Origin of the sequence: Rhodoblastus sp. 17X3, assembly GCF_030056575.1 — a bacterium.
In the GTDB taxonomy this organism is placed as follows: domain Bacteria; phylum Pseudomonadota; class Alphaproteobacteria; order Rhizobiales; family Beijerinckiaceae; genus Rhodoblastus.
This window is the reverse complement of record NZ_JASHHX010000015.1, coordinates 1-21,303: the sequence shown is the minus strand read 5'-3', so window position 1 is coordinate 21,303 and position 21,303 is coordinate 1. Positions and strand designations below refer to the sequence as shown.

The following is a 21,303-nucleotide window of genomic DNA, read 5'->3' as shown; positions in this document are numbered from 1 at the left end:
TCTCTCAATCGCAGCCGCGATTTCTATCGCGATTTCTATCAGAGGGCGGCGTCGCCGCCAATGTCAGGCGAGCGCGTCGCCCGCCAGAGCCATATCGTCGCGGTGGACCATTTCCAGCCGCCCCTCGATGCCGAGGATTCCCGCAATTGCGCGGGAATTGCGCCCGATGATCCGTGCGGCGTGTCCGGCGTCATAGCCGACCAGCCCGCGACCGATCTCGCCGCCCTGGGCGTTGCGGATCAGCACGCAATCGCCGCGCGAGAAATCGCCCTCGACATTTTTCACCCCCGCCGGAAGCAGGCTGGCGCCGGCGACGATGGCGCGGGCCGCGCCGTCATCGATGGTCAGCACCCCCTGGGGCGCCAGCGATCCGGCGATCCATTTTTTGCGCGCGGTGACCGGTGTGGAGGGCGTCAGGAACCAGGTGCAGGGCTCAGCCCTCGCGATGCGCCCGACCGGATTTGGCTGCTGGCCGTCCGCGATCACCATATGGGCGCCGCCGGCGGTCGCGATCTTGGCCGCCTCGATCTTGGTCTGCATGCCCCCGCGCGACAGTTCGGAGGCCGCGCCGCCGGCCATGGCCTCGATCTCGGCGGAAATGCGCGGCACCACCGGAATGAGCCGCGCATTGGGGTCTTGCGCGGGCGGCGCATCATAAAGCCCGGCGACGTCCGACAGCAAGATCAGGAGATCGGCCGAGGCCATGGTCGCCACGCGGGCGGCGAGGCGATCATTGTCGCCATAGCGGATCTCGCTGGTCGCCACGGTGTCGTTCTCGTTGATGACCGGCACGGCGCGCATGGCCATGAGCCGGCCAAGCGTTTCGCGGGCGTTGAGATAGCGGCGGCGCTCTTCCGTATCGCCGAAGGTGACGAGAATCTGCCCGGCGACGATTTTGCGCTCAGCCAGCGCCTCAGCCCAGATGCGGGCGAGCGCGATCTGACCGACGGCGGCGGAAGCCTGGCTGTCCTCCAGCTTCAGCGCGCCGGGCGGCAGCCCGAGGACGGAGCGGCCCAGCGCGACGGCGCCGGAGGACACCACCAGCACATCCGCGCCGCGACGGTGCAAACCGGCGAGGTCGTCGGCGAGGCCGTGCAGCCAGTCGCGTTTCACTTCGCCGCGCGCGCGATCAACCAGCAGCGAGGAGCCAACCTTGACGACGATGCGGCGGAATTGATCGAGTTTCGGAAGAATGATTTCGCCCATCCTGGAACTCACGGCCGCCATGCTTCTTGCGGCGTCTTCGCCGCCTCCTCCCGACGCCGCGCGTCGATGATGCGCCACAGGGCGCGCAGCACATCCGTCACGCCCTCGCCCGCGATGGCGGACATTTTGAACGGCGGGCGCGGCTTCTCTCCTTCGGCCAAGGCGGGACCAGCGCTGCGGATGGCGCGCTTCAGCCGCTCGACCTGCTGCTTCAACGTCTCGACGTCGACGGCGTCCACCTTGGACAGGGCGACAATTTCTTCCTTCTCCGCCAGCCCATGGCCATAGGCCTCAAGCTCCCCGCGCACGATCTTATAGGCCTTGCCGGCATGTTCGCAGGTGGCGTCGATCAGATGCAGGATCGCGCCGGTGCGCTCGACATGGCCCAAAAACCGGTCGCCGAGGCCAAGGCCCTCATGGGCGCCTTCGATCAGGCCGGGAATGTCGGCCAGCACGAATTCCTTGCCGTCGACATGGACCACGCCGAGATTGGGATGCAGCGTGGTGAAGGGATAATCCGCGATCTTGGGCCGCGCGGCGGAAACCGTTGCGAGAAAGGTCGACTTGCCGGCGTTGGGGAGGCCGACGAGGCCGCCGTCCGCGATCAGCTTCAGGCGCAGGATGATCGTGCGCTCCTCGCCCTCCTGCCCCGGATTGGCCCGGCGCGGCGCGCGATTGGTCGAGGTGGTGAAGTGGAGATTGCCAAAGCCGCCATTGCCGCCCTTGCAGATCACCACGCGTTGGCCGATCTCGGTGAGATCGGCGATCAGCGTCTCGCCGTCCTCCTCGAAGATCTGCGTGCCTTCCGGCACTTTCAGCACGGCGTCCGCGCCGCGTCCGCCCGCACGGTTCTTGCCCATGCCGTGCATGCCGGTCTTGGCCTTGAAATGCTGCTGGTAGCGGAAGTCGATCAGTGTGTTCAGCCCTTCGACGCATTCCGCCACGACGTCGCCGCCACGCCCGCCGTCGCCGCCGTCCGGCCCGCCGAATTCGATGAATTTTTCGCGCCGGAACGAGACGCAGCCAGCGCCGCCATCGCCGGAGCGCACATAGATTTTCGTCTGGTCGAGAAATTTCATGGGTCAATCCGGCTCGCCCGCGCCGGAAGGGCGCGGGCCGCAAATGTCTTTTTCGCGCCCTGCGTTTTAAGACAAGGCTCTAGCGGAGGCGAGCCCGGGCCGCAAGCCGGGGCCCGCAAACCCCTGCCAATCGCGCCGTCGCAGAACCAGCCGCGCGACCGGGCTGTCAGAATGGCGGCCCGGCCCGGCTTCGATCCGGCCCTCGTCGACGAAACCGGCTTTTTCCAGCACGGCGCGCGAGGCGGCGTTTTCCGGCAGGATGAAAGCGGCGAGTTCGTCGCCCTCCGTCAACCGGAAAAACACGTCGCTCGTCGCCTCGACGGCTTCACTCATCAAGCCGCTTCCCCAAAAGGGCCGCCCCAGCCAGAAGCCGAGCCGCGGGCCAGCCTCATCCGGCTCGACGCCGATCATGCCGACGAACTTGCGCGGAAAGGACTTGAGCGTCAGGCCGAAGCGCAAGGCCGCGCCGCGGGCGTTGGCGGCGCGCGCCGCCAAGATGAAGCGGTCGGCGTCCTCGGGTCGATAGGGATGCGGGATCATCGCGGTCGCCCGCGCCACATCCCATTCGCTCGCTAGAACGGAAAGGGCCGGCGCGTCGGACTGGCGCGGCCAGCGCAGCCACAGCCGCCGCGTTTCGAGACGGAAAACGTCGTCGCGTGCGATATCTGGAAACATGAAAAGGCTCCGGTCAAAGCAAAAAGGGGAAACGGCGCCGTTCCCCCTTGAGCATTGGGCTCCGGATGCGATCCTGGCGGAAGAATGCGACCTTCTTCGCGCTGGAACGTGTCCTTTTGTCGTCTCGCTGCCTTCCGACCGCATGTCGGGGCCACGACTTCGGGACCATCCTGGGGGCTTTCGCCTTGGAGGTCCCGAGAATTCGCGACCTCGTTATTCCGCGGCCTGGGCCGCCGGGGCTTCCGTAACCGTAATGACGGAACGCTGCCCTTGGGTCTTGAACAACACCTTGCCGGCTACGAGGGCGAACAGGGTGTGATCCTTGCCGATGCCGACATTGGCGCCCGGATGCCACTTGGTGCCGCGCTGACGCACGATGATGTTGCCGGCCACGACATTCTCGCCGCCGAACTTTTTCACGCCAAGGCGCCGACCTTCCGAGTCGCGCCCGTTGCGGGATGAACCGCCAGCCTTTTTGTGAGCCATTTTTCCGCTCCGAAACTTTTCTACGACCGACTTTTACACGGCCCTGCGTCAATGGGTGAAGCGCGAGCCGATCAGGCGACCACTTCGGTGATGCGCACGACCGTCAGGTCCTGACGGTGGCCGCGCTTGCGCTTCGAATTCTTGCGGCGGCGCTTCTTGAAGGAAATGACCTTCGGGCCGCGAGCCTGTTCGACGATCTCGCCCTTGACGGAGGCGCCGGCGATGAAAGGCGCGCCAACCTGAGCGGCGCCGTCCTTCTCCACCAGGAGAACGTCGGAGAAAATCACCTCGGAGCCGGCTTCGCCGGCGAGGGACATGACGGTAATCTTTTCATCGGCGGCGACGCGATACTGCTTGCCGCCGGTTTTAATGACTGCGAACATCGTTCTTCCTCGTGTTCGATCCGGCTCTGCGCTCGCGCGCGACCGGCTTCTTTGCAGCTGAACCAGCAGGGATGGACCCTTGCGCGCCGCGCGATGACGGCCAGCCGGGGTCCGGCTTGCGGGCGAAGATCGGCCAGGCCGGAAATGGCAGGGCTGAAAAACGCAAATGCCGCGGCGGAGGCCACGACAAACCGTTGGGTTTTCTATGCCGCGCAAGGCGCAAAGTCAAGCCGCTATTACGCTCGCGCGGGGCGCGACATGAAATTGCGCATTCCGCACAAAGGCGCTTGCGCGTTCGCGCGGGGCCATGTTATTGCGCCGCCTCACCACCGGATGGGCGCCTGCCCTCCGACACACCTTGGATTGGAGAGGTGGCAGAGTGGTCGAATGCACCGCACTCGAAATGCGGCATACGGGCAACCGTATCGGGGGTTCGAATCCCTCCCTCTCCGCCACCCTTGCCTCGAGACTTTGATTTTCCTTAAACTGCTGGAAAGACAGCTGGTTTGCGGCCTCAACTGTGACCCAGTGGTGTGTTTCGGACATGAGTCTCGTGAGCAATATCGTGCGCCGTGGCGCCGTCTATTATTTCAGGCGGCGCGTGCCAGCCAAGATTCAGGCGATCTTGGGCCAAAAGGTCATTCGCGAAAGCCTCGGCGAGCGCGACCCCAAGATCGCGCGGCGCAAGGCCGCCGAACGCGCCCTGTTCTGGGAGCGCGAATTCGCCAAGGCTGAGGCCCAGCTATCGGCCAAATCGCCACAACCCCAGACGCGCGCCGAACTCAGCGAGGCCGAGATCGCCGCGATCCTTGCTGGCTATCGCAGGCATCTCCTCTGGTCGGACGAACAAATCCGGCTTCGCGGGCTTGGCGGCCAGGACAATGGTTTGCCCGACCATCAATATGACCTCCTCACCGAGGTCCTCCAGGACATCGAACAATTCGCGGCCGATGGGATAGCGCGCGGCCGCGCCCTGTCCCCAGCCAATCGGGACACGATGGACGCCTATCTGGGAGCGCGCGGTCTTCGCCTTGACCCCTCCTCCAGGGCCTATGAACGCGTTGCGATCGGCTTCCTGCACACGCGGGCGGAATGTATCCAGCTTTGGAAGGACCGCCACGCCGGCAAGATCGTCGAAACGCCCAGCGAGCCAGAGAACCCAACTTCATCGGTCGCCGCGTCCCCGAACGGGATTTCCTACGAGCCTCTGACGCTCGAGTCACTGATCAATGGCTGGAAGAACGAACGCAAACCTGTCCCAAAGACGGTCGACACCTTCACCCAGAAGCTGCGCAAATTTGAAAAATACCTGAATGGTCGGGACCTTGGCTCCGCGACGCCAGAGGACGCCTCGAAATGGAAGGCCAAGCGGCTCGAGGAAGGAAACAGCCCAAAATCCGTCCTCAACGATATCCATGCCTTGAAGGCCCTGTTCGGGTGGGCCCTCGAGAACCATAAGATCGCCGTCAACCCATTCGCCAAGGTGCGGCTGCTCATCAAGAAGAAAAACACGAAGAAAAAACGGTCCTATACCGATGAGGAGGTCAAGCTGATCCTTCTCACCGCGCGCTCCAAGAAAGGCGGCGCACGCTGGATCCCCTGGATCGAAGCGACCATGGGCGTTAGGGTCAACGAGGCCGCGCAGATCAACCGCGACGACGTCAAAATGATCCGAAACATTGCGTGCATCGAGATCACCGACCTTTTCGACGACGACGACGACGAGGAAGAAGAGAATATCGACGGCGAGGACAAGAGCGTGAAAACGGAGTCCTCACGACGTACGGTGCCGATTCCGGAATTCCTCATCGCGGAGGGCTTCATGAAATTCGTCGCCGGCAAGAAGCCTGGCGAGCCTTTGTTTCCCGACATGAAGCCGGACACCTATGGCCATCGTGGCGGTACCGCGTCCAAGCGTGTTTGCCGCATCGTTCGCGTAAACCTCGGCATCAAGGACAAGCGCGTCTCGCCAAATCATTCGTTCCGGCATTGGTACAAGGACCTGTGCCGGAATTCGGGGATCAACGAGGAAGTTCATGACGCCCTCACCGGCCACGCGGGAAAAAGCGAAGGGCGCAAATATGGAGATGGCTTCGTGGTCGAAACCCTCGCGCCGACCGTCGCGAGACTCAATTGGGGAAGACTCAACCTGGGTTGACCTCGTCCGAATCCTTGACGGCATGATTACGCAGAATAATAGGCTTCGCCCCGTCCGAGATCCGACCTATCAAACGATCGCCGGATTCACGCATCTGGCTGGGGTGGGAGGATACCCAGCTGAGATTCGGAGCTGTCGAAACGCCCGGAATCCTTGGCGTCGCAGACGCCGGAGACAGATGAGTGTTACACAGCTGGCGACAGTCGATCAAGGCGCTCGAGCCTAGTCTCGCCCCCTGCCCTCAAGCTGTTCATCGACAGACGAAATCCCGCTGTCGACCCGAAAGCGACCGTCTGGCTAGGGCATGATGGCTCTGAGATGAGGTGCTAAGAACCCAATATCAATTCAGCTGTATTTCTTTTCAAGCGCGTCCCATTCCGGTTTGCCGACGAGGCGTTGGCGTTCGGCGAAGGGCGTGACCAGTCCGCTCGAGTCTTTGACTTCCTTTTCGTCTCGCAAGACCGCGAGCGCCTTTTGCATCCCCGCCACCGCGCCCTGCAGGGCGGCATTGGCGTAGAGCACGATGCCATAGCCGAGCTCGCCGAGTTCGGCTGCATTGAAAATCGGAGTCCTGCCGCCGATGACCATATTTATCAGCTGGGGTCTGAACAGGCGTTTCGGCAGCGCGCGGATCTCGTCGGCGGTGGTGACGGCCTCGACGAAAAGAATGTCGGCGCCAGCCTCGGCGAATTTCTCGGCGCGCTCGATGGCGGCTTCGAAGCCTTGCACGGCGGCCGCGTCGGTGCGCGCCATGATCAGAAGGTCCTCATCGCGGCGAGCGTCGACCGCCGCCTTGATCTTCTTGACCGCCTCGTCGGTCGGGATCACGTCCTTACCAGAAAAATGGCCGCAGCGTTTCGGCGAAACCTGATCTTCCAGCTGGATGCAATCGGCGCCCGCGCGCTCCAGCGTGCGGACCGTATGATAGACATTGAGCGCATTGCCGAAACCCGTGTCGGCGTCGACGATCAGCGGCACGCTCACGGCGTCGCGGATACGCGCGGTGTGGTCAGCGATATCGGTCAGGCCCATAAAGCACAATCCAGACCCCACCGACAATTGCGCGGTACGCGACAAAGCACGCCGCCGGCGGCAGGTGGTCAGCCGAGAGCCTTCGCCGCCACAGCGGCGTTCTTCACCGCGCGCGCGGCCTTCGTCCGATCAGGCCGAGAAGACGGTGCCGTCTCACGCGCCTGAACCCACGGCTGTTGATGTCCGCAAGGAACTGACCCAGGTTTCTCACTGAGCTCTGCTGGATGTCATCAGGGATGAAAGATTCATTGACTGCGACAGCGCCGACGCCGCCGACGACGGCTAGGCAGTAACCAGCCGCGATTAGCCCCAACTTCTTCGCGACACTCATGTACCCAACAAGCCCTTGAACAGGATGTCCGTCGCCGACGGGTGCAAACTCACAGAATGGCCGATCGGCGTGAACGTCGGATTATCAACGCAGTCTCCCTTAGAAGGAAAAAACGCCCGCCAGTTCATCCGTGGCGGGCATTCTCTGCGTTCATTCAGCCAAGGAAGAAGCTGAATTAATCCACATCGTAGCATTGACTTAGCGGCGCGCAATTCGGGCTATTGATCGCTGGTTGAGCGAGTTGGGCCATGCCGCCCTCGCCGCCGCATCCCATCTCAGCCTAGTCGTGTTCCCGCCCGCAATGGGTTAGCTCCCCTGATCCTCCAGCCCGATGGTACCCGTCGGGCGGGAAGCCGCCCAAGGCGGAACGGACGAAAAAGGCCGGATAGCACTCCGAAAGCACGCATGCGGCCGATGCTGGAATAAGCGAAACCTACTTCCGCACGACGGCTTCGCTGATCTGGATGATCGGGGTCAGGTCGGTGTAGTTCGGGATGTCCGCCATGATCTCTTCGGCGTGAGGCCCAAAGCCAGCCTGAAACGCCTCGACTGTGTCGCAGAAGATATGGCACATCGCGACATAGGTTGCGGGAGCGCCCGGGGCTCCGCCGGCAAGGCCTTTGTCGACTGTGTAATAGAGGCAGCTGTCGCCCATCCTAGCTTTCACGAGCGGCATATGCCTGTCGCGATAATACGCATGATCGAAACGGGCGCCGGGGGCGTTGGGATACATAACGCTCACTTTGATCATGGCTTGCTCCTTGGTCTGGCGCCTCGCGGGCCATCCCGCGCCGGCGATCGCAATGAGGATAATGAGGGTTACCTTATTTGACTGCGGCCGCGCCGGCCATTGATTGTTCTGGCACCCGCTTGCGTTCGCTCAGGTTCGATACCGCGCTGTCGACCCGTTGCCGACATCAGCTTTCGGCAACCGCGCGCTGATACGGCCGGAGCCGGGACATGGTCATCCCTCCGCAACCAGCCCTCCCTACTCGATCGCCGTCAAAATGGCGGTCCAACCGCAATAACCGTGCTGCATCCAGCACATCAAGCCAGCGGCCTGTTGAGTTCAAGCTGCACGGTCCCTGACGGGCGGAAAGCGGCTTTAGGCGTATGGTTTGCTGTTGGTCGCTAAGCAGACATTGTTTCGAAAGCACATTTCGCGCACGAGGTCAGGCTTCGGCTTTTCCTCATCGCTATACGTTGGCGCCGCACGCGCGCTGCTCGCGAACGAAGTTTCGTCTTCTAGACGCATTTCGTAGCGCAATCGACCGGGATGCGCGCCTTTTGCAGCGGGCCTATGATTTCAACGCCTTCCGATGGCGACAGGAATCCGTCGGCGACCGAAATTCCCGATGGATTCGTCGAAATGGCCGGCTATGGCGACGCCGCAGCGCGGACAGAACCCACCCTGCGCCAAGGCGTGACGTTTGATCTGATACCAGTCGCGCACGATCAGGGGCTCGTGGCAGTTAGGGCAGAGGGTCGTGTCGCCGGCGGCGTCGTGGACATTGCCGAGATAGACATGGTCGAGGCCCGCCTCCATGGCGATTTTTCGCGCGCTGCGCAAAGTTTCGGGGGGCGTCGGCGGCGTGTCGAGCATCTTGTAATCCGGATGGAACGCCGAGAAATGAAGCGGAACGTCCCGCCCCAGTTCGCGCGCCACCCATTGCGACAATGCTGCCAACTCCTCGTTGGAATCGTTCTTTCCAGGAATCAGCAGTGTAGTGAGCTCCAGCCAGACGTCGGTCTCATGCTTCAGATAAAGCAGCGTTTCGAGCACGGGCTGCAGATGGGCGCTCGTCAGCTTGAAATAAAAATCATCGGTGAAGCCCTTGAGGTCGATATTGGCGGCGTCGATCTTCGCATAAAAATCGCGCCGCGCCTGATCGTGCATATAGCCGGCTGACACGGCGACTGTTTTGATGCCGCGGGCATGGCAGGCGTCGGCCACATCCATGGCGTATTCGAGGAAGATCACCGGATCGTTATAGGTGAACGCGACGCTGCGGCAGCCATAGCGGGCGGCGGCTTCGGCAATGGCTTCGGGCGAGGCCTCGTCCATCAGCCGATCCATGTCGCGCGCCTTGCTGATGTCCGAGTTCTGGCAGAACTTGCATGCGAGGTTGCAGCCCGCCGTGCCGAAGGACAGCACGCTCGAACCCGGATAGAAATGATTGAGCGGCTTTTTCTCGATCGGGTCGATGCAGAATCCCGACGAGCGTCCATAGGTCGTCAGAACCATTTCGTCGCCATCGCGCATCCGTACGAAACAGGCGCCGCGCTGGCCCTCGTGCAATTTGCAGTCGCGCGGGCAGAGGTCGCACTGGATGCGGCCGTCTTCCGTCTTGCGCCAGTAATGGGCGGGGTGAAATTCTGACATTATTGCTCTACCTGGCCGGTTTCAGGCTCGCTCCATTTGGTGACGCAATATCGGTAAAGGCGGAGGTCGTTCACCCAGAAATCGTGGGGCAATCCCGCTTTGCGCTTCAGATGGGCGAGAAAGTCGCTGGGATCGGGAAGAGCTTCCCAGACCTGCGGCAGAAAGGCGCCGCAATGGCGTCCCCACTGCAGCACGAGGCCGTCGAGATGCGGCCTGATCTGCTGTAACGCTTCCGCTTCAGAACATACGTGCAGCTGCTGCGTCGGCGACAGCAGCGAAACCTCGATTCGGGCGCGCTCCAGCGCCTCTCCCCCGAGCGGCGGAAAGCGTGGATCGGCGAAGGCCGCCGCGCGCGCATTGGCCGTCACATCTTCCAGCAGCGAACGATGCGCCTCGATGCTGCCGACGCAGCCGCTGAGATTGCCGTCTTGGGTCAGGGTGACGAAACAGGCGCCCTTTTCGCGCAGCCAGGGCGCGGAACGATCGGCGCGGCCTACCCGGCCCAGGGCGCTCGCAATGGCCGCCCGGGCGAGGCCGAGCAGAACGGGGCCGCGATCTTCGAGAGTGACGGCGGCTTCAGTCATGGCGTTCCGAAAATTCGATGGCGGCATAACCGACGACCCTTTGCTTGTCGCCGGCAGTGTCGCCGGAATTGCAATGGGATATGAGCTTCGGCGTCAGCCGCCGCCGGCGCGCCGCCAGCAGCAGCCCGTTGATCGGCAAGGCGCCGCAGGCCTGCTTATGGCTGTGAAGCAACTCGCCGCGCAGGATTCTTTCCATCGTGTCTTGATCCGTTCGCCGGGCCATGGCGTAGGGTAGGTAATGCGACAGGTCGGAACTGATCACAATCAGGGTTTCGGGCCCGCCCCACAGGATATCGAGCGCCTCGGCGACTTCTTCCGCCGTCGCATCGCCGACGGCCAGCGGGACCAGGGTAAAATCGCGCAGGATGCTCTGCAGAAAGGGCAATTGGACTTCGAGCGAATGTTCGAGGGCGTGCGCGGCGGCGCTCACCGCCACCCGCGGCGTCGCAGCAAGTCGGCGAACCGCGTCCTGGTCAATCGAAACCTCGCCGAGGGGCGTCGCGAAGCGGTCGGCCTCGGGCAGCGCCAATCCACGGACCGGCGCCCGGTGTGCGGGGCCGAGCAAGATCACGCGCCGAATGTTTTCCGCGTAGGGAAGCACCCTCGCATAGGCCGCCCCGGCGACCCGGCCCGAATAGACATAGCCGGCGTGCGGAACGATTAGAGCCTTGGGCCGTTCGCCCTCTTCCGGCGACCCCGATGGTCCAAGCAGCTGCGTCACAGCTTGCCGAAGCATGACGGCGTCGGCGGGATAAAACATCCCGGCGACGGCGGGCGGACGAATCACGGATCCTTGTTCCTCGAAAGGGGAAGCTTCCTGCTTCCCGTTGGCGCCATATATGGGAACGCCAACGCCGATTTTAAGGCTGCGGTGCCGTTCCGGGAGACGCCGCGGCGCTTCAAAATGAGAAACGCGCCAGCGTTTTTTTGAGCCCTGCGTCCTGTCCGTCGTTTAACGGATGCTCAGCGGACGAGGTCCCGCTGCGCCTTTTCGAATCGAAAGAGCATGAGGCGATTGCCGGACAGGCGAAAAACATCCAATCTTGTTCAGAGATCCTAGAGGTCCCTGGACATGCGCTTGCGAGAACCGCGGCCGATTGGGGCGGGCGGCCTTTTCGCCGACCTTTACGAGCTGACCATGCTGCGCGCGTATGACGCGCTCGGCATGGACGGCGAGGCCGTCTTCAGCGTCTATATCCGCAAGCTCCCGAAAAAGCGTAATTTTTTCATCGCCTGCGGACTCGACGAGCTACTTGACGATGTTGAGCGATTTCATTTTTCGTCGGAAGATCAGCGTTATCTTCGCTCGCTCAATCTTTTCCCCGAGGATTTCCTGGAGAAGCTGCGGAGCTTCCGCTTCATGGGCGATATTTTCGGTCTGCCCGAAGGAACGCCGTTTTTCGTCAACGAACCGATACTCGAAGTCCGCGCGCCGATCGGCCAGGCGCAAGTCCTGGAGACCCTGGTCCTCAACCGCATCGGCTTGCAGACCCTTCTAGCCTCCAAGGCCTATCGGGTCGTCAAGGCCGCCGCCGGTCGGAGGGTAATGGATTTCGGCGCCCGCCGCGCCCAGGGCGAGGAGGCTGCGATCCGCGGGGCGCGCGCCTTCGCGATCGCAGGCGTCGAAGGCACTTCGCAGTTGGCCGCTGGCGCGCGTTACAATCTTCCTGTCGCGGGAACGATGGCTCACAGTTTTGTCGAAGCCTTCGCCAGCGAGGAGGAAGCCTTCGCGGCCTTCGCCGAACTTTATCCGCGGTCGATTGTTCTGGTGGACACCTATGACACGCTGCGGGGCGTCTGCAACGCCGTCGCGCTCAGGCAAAAGCTCGGGCCGGAACGCGGCCCCGTGGGGATCCGCCTCGATTCCGGAGACCTCCTCGACTTGTCGCGCGCGTCCCGCGTCTTGCTGGATGCGGCGGGCCTCACCGACATGAAGATCGTCGCCAGCGGCGGCCTGAACGAAACGAAAGTCGACGCCTTGGTTCAGGCGGGCGCGCCGATCGATATTTTTGGGGTCGGCACCGACATGAGCGTTCCGGATGACGCGCCTTCGCTGGATATTTCCTACAAGCTGACGGAATATGCCGACGCCGGCCGGATGAAGCTTTCGCCAAAAAGGTTGACCTTGCCGGGCCGAAAGCAGGTTTTCCGGCATATGCAGGATGGCGTCGCCGATCGGCGATATCTGCTTTCGGCGCAATTGCATTGCTACGCCTGAGCAACCCGGTCTGCTCGGAGTTTCGTTTCTTGAGCTCCAGGGCATTGCCGCGCGCTGGTTTTCGCCAATCTAACAGCCAATTGACCTGAGATCCCTTGTCCCTCGGGTTTAGGGGAGAGTCCTGGGGCCCATTCGCAGAGTGGTTTCAATGGGCCATGAAGACCGGAATGGGCGAGGCGGCGAGTATCGTTCGTGTCGCGCCGCCGAGGATGAGTTCGGTCACCCGCCAATGGCCATAGCCGCCCATGACCAGGAAATCCGCGCCAATTTCGCGCGCATGGTCGAGGATCGTCGATCCAACGTCGTTCGAGGCGGCGATTTCCCGCAGGGTCGCCGCAATCCCGTGTCGCGCCAGATGCCGGGTGATCCCGAAGCCCGGCAGTTTCTTCGAACTTTCGCCTTCCCCAGTGACGCAGGTCACCTCGACCTCCCTGGCGCCGGCGAGCAGCGGCAGCGATTCGGCGAGGGCGCGGGCCGCCTGCGCCCCGCCGTCCCAACAAACCAGGGCCTTGTCGAGCCGAGCGCCGGCGGCCGGCGCCGGCGGGACGATGAAAAGCGGCCGGCCGGAGCCGAAAAGCGCGCTTGATATCAGATCGGCGCGGTCCTCGCCCCCATCCGGCTCTGCCGCGTTCCAATCGCCGCCCGCCGCGATGACGAGAAAGTCGAAATGCCGCGCCAGCCGCGCGAAATCGTCGCGCGCCTTTTCCCGAAAAGCCTGGATCAGGACAAATTCCATCTCCGCTTGGTTCGGCGCGGACGAGGCGAAGGCTTCATAAGATTTTTCAGCGTCGCGCCGACGTGTTTCGCGGATTTTCGCGAATGCCTCATAGTCGATGAAACCCCAATCGGGAGTCGTGCTGGTCGGCTCGGGCGCGGGATACGGGAAATCGAAGACGACCGCCGCCGCCGTCACGCGCGCGCCGGCGCGCTCGGCGAGCGTCAAGGCGAGGGCGTTCGCGGATTCCGCGCTTCCGCCGGCGCCGAGGTGAACGAGGATGTCTTTGATCCCCATGACATTTCTCCCAAAAGGCGTGGCGGGCTCGTCGGCACCGGACATTTCCCGCGATTTCCACCATTCATGCACGCCAGGCGCGCGGCCCACAACCGTATACATAGACAGCGCCCCGTGGAAACGCCTGTCCCGCGACCACGTCGCCGCAGAACGAAGTAGCGGCGGAGATCGGGCGCTGGTCGCGGCTGGCGGAGGCGGACAATCTCGCAAGTCGACGCCTGCTATGCCGTTGAGAAGGCAAGATGTGGCCCGGCGTCGATCAGACGGCGGATGGCGCGGCGCCCGGAGCGCCGCCGTCCTTATCCAACTGCACGCGAACGGACTCGGCGATGGTTGTGCGGCGGGACGATCTTATCTGTGCGAGCAAAATATCCATCGCCTCGCCGCGGCAATGGCAGGCCTCCACGCCGTTCGGCTTCGTTTTACAAACTGTCGATGCGGCGACATGGCGAGAAATAATTGCGCGAGGCCGTGTCCGGGCCTGATAGTGGATTTGTCCGTCAAGCTTTTCGACACGCATTTGCGCTCGTGGCCCCGAAACCATGCCCCGCCATTTCGATCCTCAACTCGTCAATGATCGCTTCGGCGACGCCGGACTTTATGTCGACCTGGTCTTCCAGCGCCGGGCGGTGCTTTTCGATCTCGGCGACCACGCCAATGTCTCGCCGCGAAAGCTTCTGCGGGTCGGCGAGGTTTTCGTCACCCATCGCCACATGGACCATTTTGCCGGCTTCGACTCGCTTCTCCGCCTTCTGATCGGCAGGGAAAAATCTTTACGCATCTATGGCCCGCCCGGCATGATCGAGGCGGTCGAGCACAAGCTGAAGGCCTATACTTGGAATCTTGTCGAGGGCTATGACGGCAATCTGGTCATTCGCGTCATCGATGTCGATGAGACGGGTTTTATGTCCGCGGCGGAGTTTCAGGGGCGATCGCGTTTCGTCCGGGCCGACTGCGAATGTCCTCAATATGACGACGGCATCTTGATCCGCGAGCCGGACTTTCTGGTCCGAGCTTCCACGCTGGATCATGGCATACCCGTTCTCGGCTTCACCCTACAGGAACGGATGGAGCTCAATATCCTGCGCAGCAAGGTCGCGAGCCTGGGCCTTGCGGTGGGGTCCTGGCTGCGCAGGCTCAAGGACGCCGTCCTCGGCGAAACCAGCGATGACTCGCCTATACAAGTCGACTGGCTCGACGCCGTAGGACGCCCCGCGACGCTGCCGCTCGGCCTGCTCAAGCGGGAGATCCTGAAAGCCGGACCCGGCCGCAAGATCGCCTATGTCGTGGATTGCGCCTTCACGCCGGAAAATGAAGGAAAAATCGTCGCCCTCGCCCGCGATGCCGATATCCTCTTCATCGAGGCGGCGTTCCTGGACGCCGATTGCGCGGTCGCCGCAGACCGTCGCCATCTCACCGCGCGCCAGGCCGGCTGGCTCGGCCGCAAGGCCGGAGCCAAGCGCCTCGTCACCCTGCACCATTCGCCCCGTTACAAGGAACAAGGCGAGTTGCTGACGGTGGAGGCGCAAAAAGCTTTTCTCGGCGGATGAAACCTCGAGGTCGAAGCCACATGATGGTTTATCCGCTGACGCAAATCGGCAGCCGGTTGATGATGGGGCGGTGGCCTCGGGCGGAAAGCGTCAGAATGACGGATTGCGAGTTATGATGAGACCATCGCGACAGGGGCTCGACAGTCTCGTTTGGGTCGACATGAGACATCCGTGGCAGACGCCGGGAATGTCGCTTCCGAGCCGGTTCCCGTCAGTCGGCAATGGCCGCCACCGGCGGAGAGCGGTCAAAGGCCGAAGGTCTGGTTTGGGACCGAGAACTGACCGAGACGCGACGGCAGGGTTGCGCCAATAGCAGCACTATATCCCGCCACCGACGCCCGCAGCCTGGACAGACCTCTACGTGCGTATGAACGCCGGCTATGCGGATGGTCGCAAAACAGAATCAAATCAGTAGCCGATATTAGAATGGCTATTTTGCTGGCTGCTCAAAAACGGGCTGCATCGGTCTATCGTATACGACATTGGCCACCTCACGCGGCGTGGTCCCAGAAAATCTCTCGCGAGGCTTCCGCGTTTTTTACTACAAGGTGAAAGGATCCGGGCCGAAATCGGTGATCCGCGGGCCTTGGAAAATCTGGCGAAGGCGGACCCAGATCGACGATCCCGCATATTATAGCCCGGTCTAGACCGGCTCCCGGCCGACAAAAAGCGTTCCGTCCACCTTTGGCGGGGCAATGCGGCTCGTCGCACTTCTTGCCCGGATCCGCGCTAGAACGCCATTTCGAACTTGCCCTTCACCGCGTTGTCGCTGGTTCCTCCCCCAATCAGGCCCGAATAATAGATTCCCAGCACTGCGGTGGGGCCGACGCGCCAGTCCGCGCCGACTTCCGCCGCGAGGGCGTTACGCGCAATCGGCGCGCCATAGACGGTGAAAGGAACCGTCGGCGCACTGGCGAACGCCAAAGATGCCGCCGGATTTAGCGCGCCAAAGACATAACGCCAGCCCAACATGGAGTGGAACGTGACGGGTGCGCTTTCAAGGAAGTTTCCCTCCGCGCGCACGCCGAGCGTCGAGGCGGCGAATCCATAGCCGCCGGAGGCGCCGTTGAGCGCCGCCGCGAAACCCGATTCCGAGAAGGAATCCGTATTAAGCCGCATGCCCAGCATCCCGGCGAAGGGCTCGACCCAGCTCGAGCGGCTATAACTGTCAGGCAGCGCGACCCGCCAGCCCGCCTCGCCGAAAGCTTGCTGGATGTTGCCGTTGTAGCCGGAGCTGTCGCTTGTATAGAAGCCGGGGAAGGCGACGTTGCTCATCGTGTTGAAACGATTGAACGTATAGAAGGCGCCGCCGCGTAATTGAAGCGCCTGCTGGCTCGTGCCGCCATAAAAGCCAATCGACGTGCTGTCGATGCGGCCGCTACTGTACCGCTGCGGATCGCTCAAGTCCGAATGGGTGTAGCTCGCCGCGACGCCAAAGCGATAATGGCTGTCGATCGTGGCGTCGGCGCCGAAGATGAAGCCCGCAAGGCTGTCATTTAAATAGGCGGCGTTGCCGTCGCCGGAAATGTGGCCGCTCGATCCGAAGGCCTGCCCCCAAGTGGCCCAGACGTGCGTGAGGTCCTTGGCGCCGAAATCGGCGCTGGCCATGAAGGGAGTGGACCCGTTGGCCTGAAACGCGCCATACGGCCTTGTGAGACGGTCGAGGACGGCCTCGCGCGGCAAGCGCATATCCTCGACGGCCGCCGACATCGCGCTGGCGTGTATTTCGCCAGACAAGGCGTTGAAGGCTTGACGGGCGCCGGATGCCGTCTGGCCGATCATCGCATCATACAGGGTCGAACCAGCGGGCTGCGCCTGCAGCGCGGTCGCGGTGCTGAACTGGTTGACCGTAAGCGCCACCGAAGAAAAGCCGACGCGCGGGACGAAACCGAGATAGACGTCATTGGCGTCGTAGGTAACGGTCGGCGAAAGAAACGCGAGGTTCGCAGTGGTCGAAAACGATGCAAACGCGCCGTGCAGCCCGCCGGCGGCGGTAATCAGCGTGTACCGGGTCGAAGGCGTGTAGGAGCCACCGGCCGCGACAACTTGCAGGCTCGCGCCGGATAGATTCGTTGCGCCGCCCGAAACGAGTTTGTCATTCTGACCGGCAGCATTCACGTTGACGATGAAGATCGAGCCCGGCTCAAAGCTCGCCGCGCCTGCAATGCTGAGAGTCGAATAAGGCGCGAGGACGCCGGGAGCGACAGTTCCGCCCCTTTGGACGACGATGCCGAAGACTGTTCCATTGCCACCGAGTATCCCGCCCACCACAGTGAATGCAGCGTTCGTTATTGATCCATTGATCGCCAACACGCCGTCTTGCACTTTCCAAGGCATGGCAAGAGTGTTTGTGCCGATGAGGGTCCAGGCACCGTTGCCGATCTTCTGATAATTACCGAAGCCAGTATATTGCGAGCCGATTTGGTTCACGTCGAAGCTCGCGTTCCCTGATCCTCCCAATCGCAAACTATCACCCGCACCGAACGCGGCAACATTGCCGACTATTGTAGACCTGCTCCACAGCTCCAAGACATTTGTTCCACCGGTGAATGTGATGGCGTTCGCACGCGTTAGGCCGTCGCCCGAGAGTCCGCCACTTATAGCGCCGCTGTTAACAACTGCGAGGCCGTTTCCGACTATTCCGACGCCGCCCGCGCCGCTCAGGCCCGGACCCGAAGCGCCGATGCTCGCGGAACCGCCGGTGCCGCCGGTGACCTTGCCGTAATTGGTGAATGTCGCCCCGCTCGTTCCGAACTGAACGGCTATGCCACCAGGGCCTCCATCGCCAACGCCAGCGAAAAAATTACCTCCGCCGCTGCCGCCGTTACCTCCAGCGATCGAACCTGAATTGGCAAAGGTCGCCTCGCTTGCGTTGAATTGCGCAGCGATCCCGCCCGCGCCACCGTTCCTGCCACTGGTGTTGCTGCTGTTGCCGCCGCTGCCATTGCCCCCTGTGACCATTCCGAAGTTGGCGAATGCCGCGCCGCTGGCCTTGAACAGTACGCCAGCGACGCCATCGCCATTGCGCAACATTCCGCCTCCGCCAGTCCCGCCGACGATCGTTCCGAAATTTGAGAGGGTTGCCCCGTTCGAGACGAATGACACGCCAACGCCGCCGTCACTGCCCGGCGATGAAAGTCCCATTCCGCTGATGTTTACGCCGCCGCTGCCGCCGATCACCGTACCGGAATTGATGAATGTTGCTTGGCTTCCGGAGAACTGCACGCCCACACCGCCGCTACCGCCAATCCCGTTCCCCCCTTTGGGAGAGGCACCCTGTTTGCCGCCATTTCCACCGCCTACGATGCCAGTATTTACGAATGTCGCCCCGTTGCCCTCGATCAACGCGCCAATTCCGCCGTTGCCACCATTGCCTCCACCACCGAAGAAGACGAAACCACCGATGCCACCATTCCCACCGGTGAACGAGCCCGAGTTGGTTAATATCGTCCCATTCATGGTGACCTGCACGCCTATACCGCCGTCACCGCCGTTGCCGCCAGAACCGTGAAGGCCGGCGTTGCCGCCGTTGCCGCCATCACCGCCGATTAAGGCGCTGGCATTGCCGATCGCGCCCGCTCCGGTGACAACGGCCCCATAACCGCCGGCTCCGCCCCCACCTCCACCACCGAAACCGCTGTCGCCGCCATTGCCGCCGACGCCGCCAAAAAGCGGGGTGCCGGTCAAGATGCCGTTAGCGCCGTTATAGCCGCCGCCACCGCCACCGCCGCCACCGAAACCGTCGCGGTCGGCTGCGCCTCCGCCTTTTCCATCGGGGCTTGTCGCGGCGCCACCAGCGCCGCCGGCGCCGCCACTAGAGCCTGCTCCCCCAGCTCCCCCCAAGGGGCTGGCCCCTCCGTTTCCGCCGTTCCCGCCACCTGCGCCTCCGCCACCCCCGCCGGTGCCCCTGTTAAAAGGATCTGTGACGCCGGAGTTGCCTGAATTACCCGTAAATCCGCTGCCGCCTGCTCCGCCGCTTCCGAGGAAGCCTCCGCCAGCGCCACCATCAGCTCGGCTCTCCAAATCGAGCCAACACGTCAGTAGAACGAGCGCCAGCGCTGTCGTTGCCATCATTCGATATGCGCTGCTTCGAAGCATTATTTCCCCACTCGACAAGCCGGCGGTCCGAGGCAACCATAACTTAGCCTGAAATCAGAGGGCTATGGATCATGGAAGCTCGATCTCGTATTTTTTGGACGCCGCCACGCACTCGTCGATAAAGGTCGGTGATGCTTTCCTCGCCGCGAAGCACCTCCAGCACGACGCGGTTTTTGTCTTCGGAGGCGAAATGCCGGCGCCTCAGGGTCACGAGCGCTGGTTCATTTCGAATTCGGAACGTCCGCTGAGTGTGCGTTAGCCGCCGGAGGGGCCTTCATGACGTAGGACCGCAACGAGCCGATAGCAGACCGGCCACGATTCGACCGGCATCCTTCTCCCTATATTCCCCAACCCTCAACATCCATTTTTCCGCGGTAGGTGGATCATGACCGACCGGCGCAGCCCGATGGGGCGGGCGAGTAGAATAGCTGGCCACACATCACCAACGTTTGATTTGCGAACCGATCGCGAAAGTCGCAACCACGACCCGGCCTGAAAATGGTATTTTTCCGGAGAACACTGTACCCCCGGTCAGAACAAAAAGGGGTACAGTGATGTCTTGAAAAAATACCAGAACACATGCAAAACGTAAAAAGCACGAGCGGCACTTGTCGCCTTGCGCCTTCTTGCACCGCGATATGACAATGAGCAATGTTCGGCCAATTCTGTTCGTCAAAAGATCATGACCGACGCGACGACTTTAAGTGACGTTAAATTTGTCGGCCGGTAGTTTTTAGATACAATTGACACCGCAGCCAGAGTCAATCAACATCGCACGTTTCGAGCAGAGCTTCTACCGGCCAGGCCATCGTATTAGAGAAAGCCCTAGCGATCTCGATAGCGTTTCAACTCATACATGAAACTTAAAGTTGCCTGTGCTCAGCGCCACATTGCCCGCCAGAGCTAATGTCGGCATTGTTGTCGACATGATCGTCTCGTTAAACCCGCTTGGATTGGCATAAACGAACGTTTCATTCAACGTCGCGTTGTAGAGCCAGCCAACGTCATGTGCGGCAAGCCCGTTATTCAAATTGTTGTCAACGCCGATTAGGCCTAAAGCATTTAGGAAGCCGATGATGTCGTTGGTCTTGAAACCCGCGATGGTGTCAGCCTGACTTGGCAGCGTCGAGAACACCAAGGTTTCATTTCCATTGCTGCCGAGGACATTGACGACATCAGAACCTTTATCACTGAGGGTGACTTTGTCGTTGCTCGTGTTCAGCGAGACGGTATTTGATCCGCCCGACGAGTCAGTAATCGTGATGCTGCACGTCCCGCCGGTCAGGCTGATGTTGTTATGTCCGGTAACATCGTTGATCGTAACGCTGCCGTTGCCAGCAATCCACGCCACCCTGTTGTTGCCTCCGGTCGTATCTGTAATTGCGACAATCACACCGCCGGCAGAAACATTCACCTGATCGCCGCCGACCGTTCCCTTGAGTGCGACGTTGCTATTGTTGTTGACCTGAATGGTGCTTCCCGTCGCGATTGTCGTATTGCCGAGTGCATCGGCAATCGTCGCAACGTACTGATGAACTCCGTTCGCTAAGTTGTTTTGCATATAACTCCAAATGCCGCCTGCCCCGAGCAGGTTCGTGGAGCCGCCGTTCATGTAAACGGACGCGACGCCCGAGCTATCGCTCGCAACCCCGCTCACTTTGACGGAGGGCGAGGTTGTCGCGGATGATAAAGTCACCGTCTCGGAGATCGTGGTATTCGGCGGAGCGGCATCAACCGTCAGCGTCGGCAGCGGTGCCGTCGTCGTGGTATTGCCGGCGCTGTCGGTCACGACCGCATGGAAGGCGTGGTCGCCGTTGGAGAGCTTGGTTGCAGTGTAGCTCCAGGTCCCGAGACCGCTCGCGGTGGCGTTGGCGAGGAAGATCGAGCCGTCGTATATCGCCACTGTGGCGATGCTGTTGCCTATAGCGGCGCTCGCGGTCACCGTAATCGTATCGGTGGTGTTGTTTGTCAGGCCAGAGTTTGATTCCTGGGCAGTGGCCGATGGCACGACCAAGAGTTGATACGGAGAAGAAATAACGCCCAGCGCTCCCACATCGTTAAGTTGCTGGCTCGCCGTAATGGTCAGCGTCGGCGTGCCGCCGTCCGTC

General features: G+C 62.0%; 17 protein-coding genes and 1 tRNA gene. 4 read left to right on the top strand and 14 right to left on the bottom strand.

Annotation, left to right across the window (positions count from 1 at the left end; translation table 11 throughout):
- Positions 1 to 63 precede the first annotated feature (63 nt).
- The 5 genes from proB to rplU all read right to left on the bottom strand — a co-directional run bounded on the left by proB (position 64) and on the right by rplU (position 3,829).
- The gene (gene proB, locus QM467_RS13985) at positions 64 to 1,206 is read right to left on the bottom strand and encodes a glutamate 5-kinase (protein ID WP_283366952.1); all 1,143 of its coding nucleotides are present in this window, start codon (positions 1,204 to 1,206) and stop codon (positions 64 to 66) included.
- 8 nt (positions 1,207 to 1,214) lie between these two features.
- On the bottom strand, positions 1,215 to 2,285 hold the full coding sequence (obgE, locus tag QM467_RS13980) for a GTPase ObgE (protein WP_283366951.1): 1,071 nt from the start codon (positions 2,283 to 2,285) through the stop codon (positions 1,215 to 1,217).
- A 66-nt stretch (positions 2,286 to 2,351) separates the two neighbouring features.
- Positions 2,352 to 2,960: a GNAT family N-acetyltransferase gene (locus tag QM467_RS13975; protein WP_283366950.1), complete on the bottom strand. Its 609-nt coding sequence runs from the start codon at positions 2,958 to 2,960 to the stop codon at positions 2,352 to 2,354.
- Between the two features lie 213 nt (positions 2,961 to 3,173).
- The gene (rpmA, locus tag QM467_RS13970; RefSeq protein WP_283366949.1) at positions 3,174 to 3,446 is read right to left on the bottom strand and encodes a 50S ribosomal protein L27; all 273 of its coding nucleotides are present in this window, start codon (positions 3,444 to 3,446) and stop codon (positions 3,174 to 3,176) included.
- Positions 3,447 to 3,517: 71 nt separating this feature from the next.
- Positions 3,518 to 3,829 (bottom strand): 50S ribosomal protein L21, encoded by a 312-nt coding sequence (rplU, locus tag QM467_RS13965; RefSeq protein ID WP_283366948.1) that lies wholly within the window; start codon positions 3,827 to 3,829, stop codon positions 3,518 to 3,520.
- Positions 3,830 to 4,194: 365 nt separating this feature from the next.
- Between rplU and QM467_RS13960 the strand changes: the two genes are divergently transcribed.
- A tRNA-Ser gene (locus tag QM467_RS13960) sits at positions 4,195 to 4,284 on the top strand.
- A 98-nt stretch (positions 4,285 to 4,382) separates the two neighbouring features.
- A complete protein-coding gene (locus tag QM467_RS13955) occupies positions 4,383 to 5,987 on the top strand; it encodes a site-specific integrase (RefSeq protein ID WP_283366947.1) in 1,605 nt (534 codons plus the stop codon).
- Positions 5,988 to 6,332: 345 nt separating this feature from the next.
- Here the strand turns inward: QM467_RS13955 and QM467_RS13950 are convergent, their stop codons facing one another.
- The 5 genes from QM467_RS13950 to amrB all read right to left on the bottom strand — a co-directional run bounded on the left by QM467_RS13950 (position 6,333) and on the right by amrB (position 11,104).
- Positions 6,333 to 7,019, bottom strand: a complete 687-nt coding sequence (locus QM467_RS13950; RefSeq protein WP_283366946.1) for an isocitrate lyase/PEP mutase family protein — start codon at positions 7,017 to 7,019, stop codon at positions 6,333 to 6,335.
- A gap of 764 nt (positions 7,020 to 7,783) precedes the next feature.
- The gene (locus tag QM467_RS13945; RefSeq protein ID WP_283366945.1) at positions 7,784 to 8,101 is read right to left on the bottom strand and encodes an EthD family reductase; all 318 of its coding nucleotides are present in this window, start codon (positions 8,099 to 8,101) and stop codon (positions 7,784 to 7,786) included.
- A gap of 555 nt (positions 8,102 to 8,656) precedes the next feature.
- Positions 8,657 to 9,733, bottom strand: a complete 1,077-nt coding sequence (gene amrS, locus QM467_RS13940) for an AmmeMemoRadiSam system radical SAM enzyme (protein WP_283366944.1) — start codon at positions 9,731 to 9,733, stop codon at positions 8,657 to 8,659.
- A complete protein-coding gene (gene amrA, locus QM467_RS13935) occupies positions 9,733 to 10,317 on the bottom strand; it encodes an AmmeMemoRadiSam system protein A (protein WP_283366943.1) in 585 nt (194 codons plus the stop codon). Before amrA ends, amrS begins: the two co-directional genes overlap by 1 nt.
- Positions 10,310 to 11,104, bottom strand: coding sequence for an AmmeMemoRadiSam system protein B (gene amrB, locus QM467_RS13930; RefSeq protein ID WP_283366942.1), 795 nt, complete (start codon positions 11,102 to 11,104; stop codon positions 10,310 to 10,312). Before amrB ends, amrA begins: the two co-directional genes overlap by 8 nt.
- 291 nt (positions 11,105 to 11,395) lie before the next feature.
- On the opposite strand from amrB, the gene QM467_RS13925 reads away from it, so the two are divergent.
- On the top strand, positions 11,396 to 12,535 hold the full coding sequence (locus QM467_RS13925; RefSeq protein WP_283366941.1) for a nicotinate phosphoribosyltransferase: 1,140 nt from the start codon (positions 11,396 to 11,398) through the stop codon (positions 12,533 to 12,535).
- 145 nt (positions 12,536 to 12,680) lie between these two features.
- Here QM467_RS13925 and QM467_RS13920 read toward each other — a convergent pair whose 3' ends face one another.
- Together QM467_RS13920 and QM467_RS13915 are read right to left on the bottom strand one after the other, a co-directional pair.
- Entirely contained in the window at positions 12,681 to 13,547 is an 867-nt protein-coding gene (locus tag QM467_RS13920) for a universal stress protein (protein ID WP_283366940.1), read from the bottom strand.
- Between the two features lie 259 nt (positions 13,548 to 13,806).
- Positions 13,807 to 14,067, bottom strand: a complete 261-nt coding sequence (locus QM467_RS13915) for a hypothetical protein (RefSeq protein ID WP_283366939.1) — start codon at positions 14,065 to 14,067, stop codon at positions 13,807 to 13,809.
- 22 nt (positions 14,068 to 14,089) lie between these two features.
- On the opposite strand from QM467_RS13915, the gene QM467_RS13910 reads away from it, so the two are divergent.
- Complete coding sequence (locus QM467_RS13910) at positions 14,090 to 15,097, top strand: ribonuclease Z (RefSeq protein ID WP_283366938.1); 1,008 nt, start codon at positions 14,090 to 14,092, stop codon at positions 15,095 to 15,097.
- 729 nt (positions 15,098 to 15,826) lie between these two features.
- Here the strand turns inward: QM467_RS13910 and QM467_RS13905 are convergent.
- A complete protein-coding gene (locus QM467_RS13905; RefSeq protein WP_283366937.1) occupies positions 15,827 to 18,784 on the bottom strand; it encodes an autotransporter outer membrane beta-barrel domain-containing protein in 2,958 nt (985 codons plus the stop codon).
- A gap of 1,261 nt (positions 18,785 to 20,045) precedes the next feature.
- A partial coding sequence (locus QM467_RS13900; RefSeq protein ID WP_283366936.1) for an Ig-like domain-containing protein occupies positions 20,046 to 21,303 on the bottom strand: 1,258 nt, incomplete at its 5' end.

Bases quoted from the DNA above. Each gene is read 5' to 3' on its own strand.
- proB (WP_283366952.1), bottom strand. From the start codon at position 1,206: ATGGGCGAAATCATTCTTCCGAAACTCGATCAATTCCGCCGCATCGTC.
- obgE (WP_283366951.1), bottom strand. From the start codon at position 2,285: ATGAAATTTCTCGACCAGACGAAAATCTATGTGCGCTCCGGCGATGGC.
- QM467_RS13975 (WP_283366950.1), bottom strand. From the start codon at position 2,960: ATGTTTCCAGATATCGCACGCGACGACGTTTTCCGTCTCGAAACGCGG.
- rpmA (WP_283366949.1), bottom strand. From the start codon at position 3,446: ATGGCTCACAAAAAGGCTGGCGGTTCATCCCGCAACGGGCGCGACTCG.
- rplU (WP_283366948.1), bottom strand. From the start codon at position 3,829: ATGTTCGCAGTCATTAAAACCGGCGGCAAGCAGTATCGCGTCGCCGCC.
- QM467_RS13950 (WP_283366946.1), bottom strand. From the start codon at position 7,019: ATGGGCCTGACCGATATCGCTGACCACACCGCGCGTATCCGCGACGCC.
- QM467_RS13945 (WP_283366945.1), bottom strand. From the start codon at position 8,101: ATGATCAAAGTGAGCGTTATGTATCCCAACGCCCCCGGCGCCCGTTTC.
- amrS (WP_283366944.1), bottom strand. From the start codon at position 9,733: ATGTCAGAATTTCACCCCGCCCATTACTGGCGCAAGACGGAAGACGGC.
- amrA (WP_283366943.1), bottom strand. From the start codon at position 10,317: ATGACTGAAGCCGCCGTCACTCTCGAAGATCGCGGCCCCGTTCTGCTC.
- QM467_RS13920 (WP_283366940.1), bottom strand. From the start codon at position 13,547: ATGGGGATCAAAGACATCCTCGTTCACCTCGGCGCCGGCGGAAGCGCG.
- QM467_RS13915 (WP_283366939.1), bottom strand. From the start codon at position 14,067: ATGCGTGTCGAAAAGCTTGACGGACAAATCCACTATCAGGCCCGGACA.
- QM467_RS13910 (WP_283366938.1), top strand. From the start codon at position 14,090: ATGCCCCGCCATTTCGATCCTCAACTCGTCAATGATCGCTTCGGCGAC.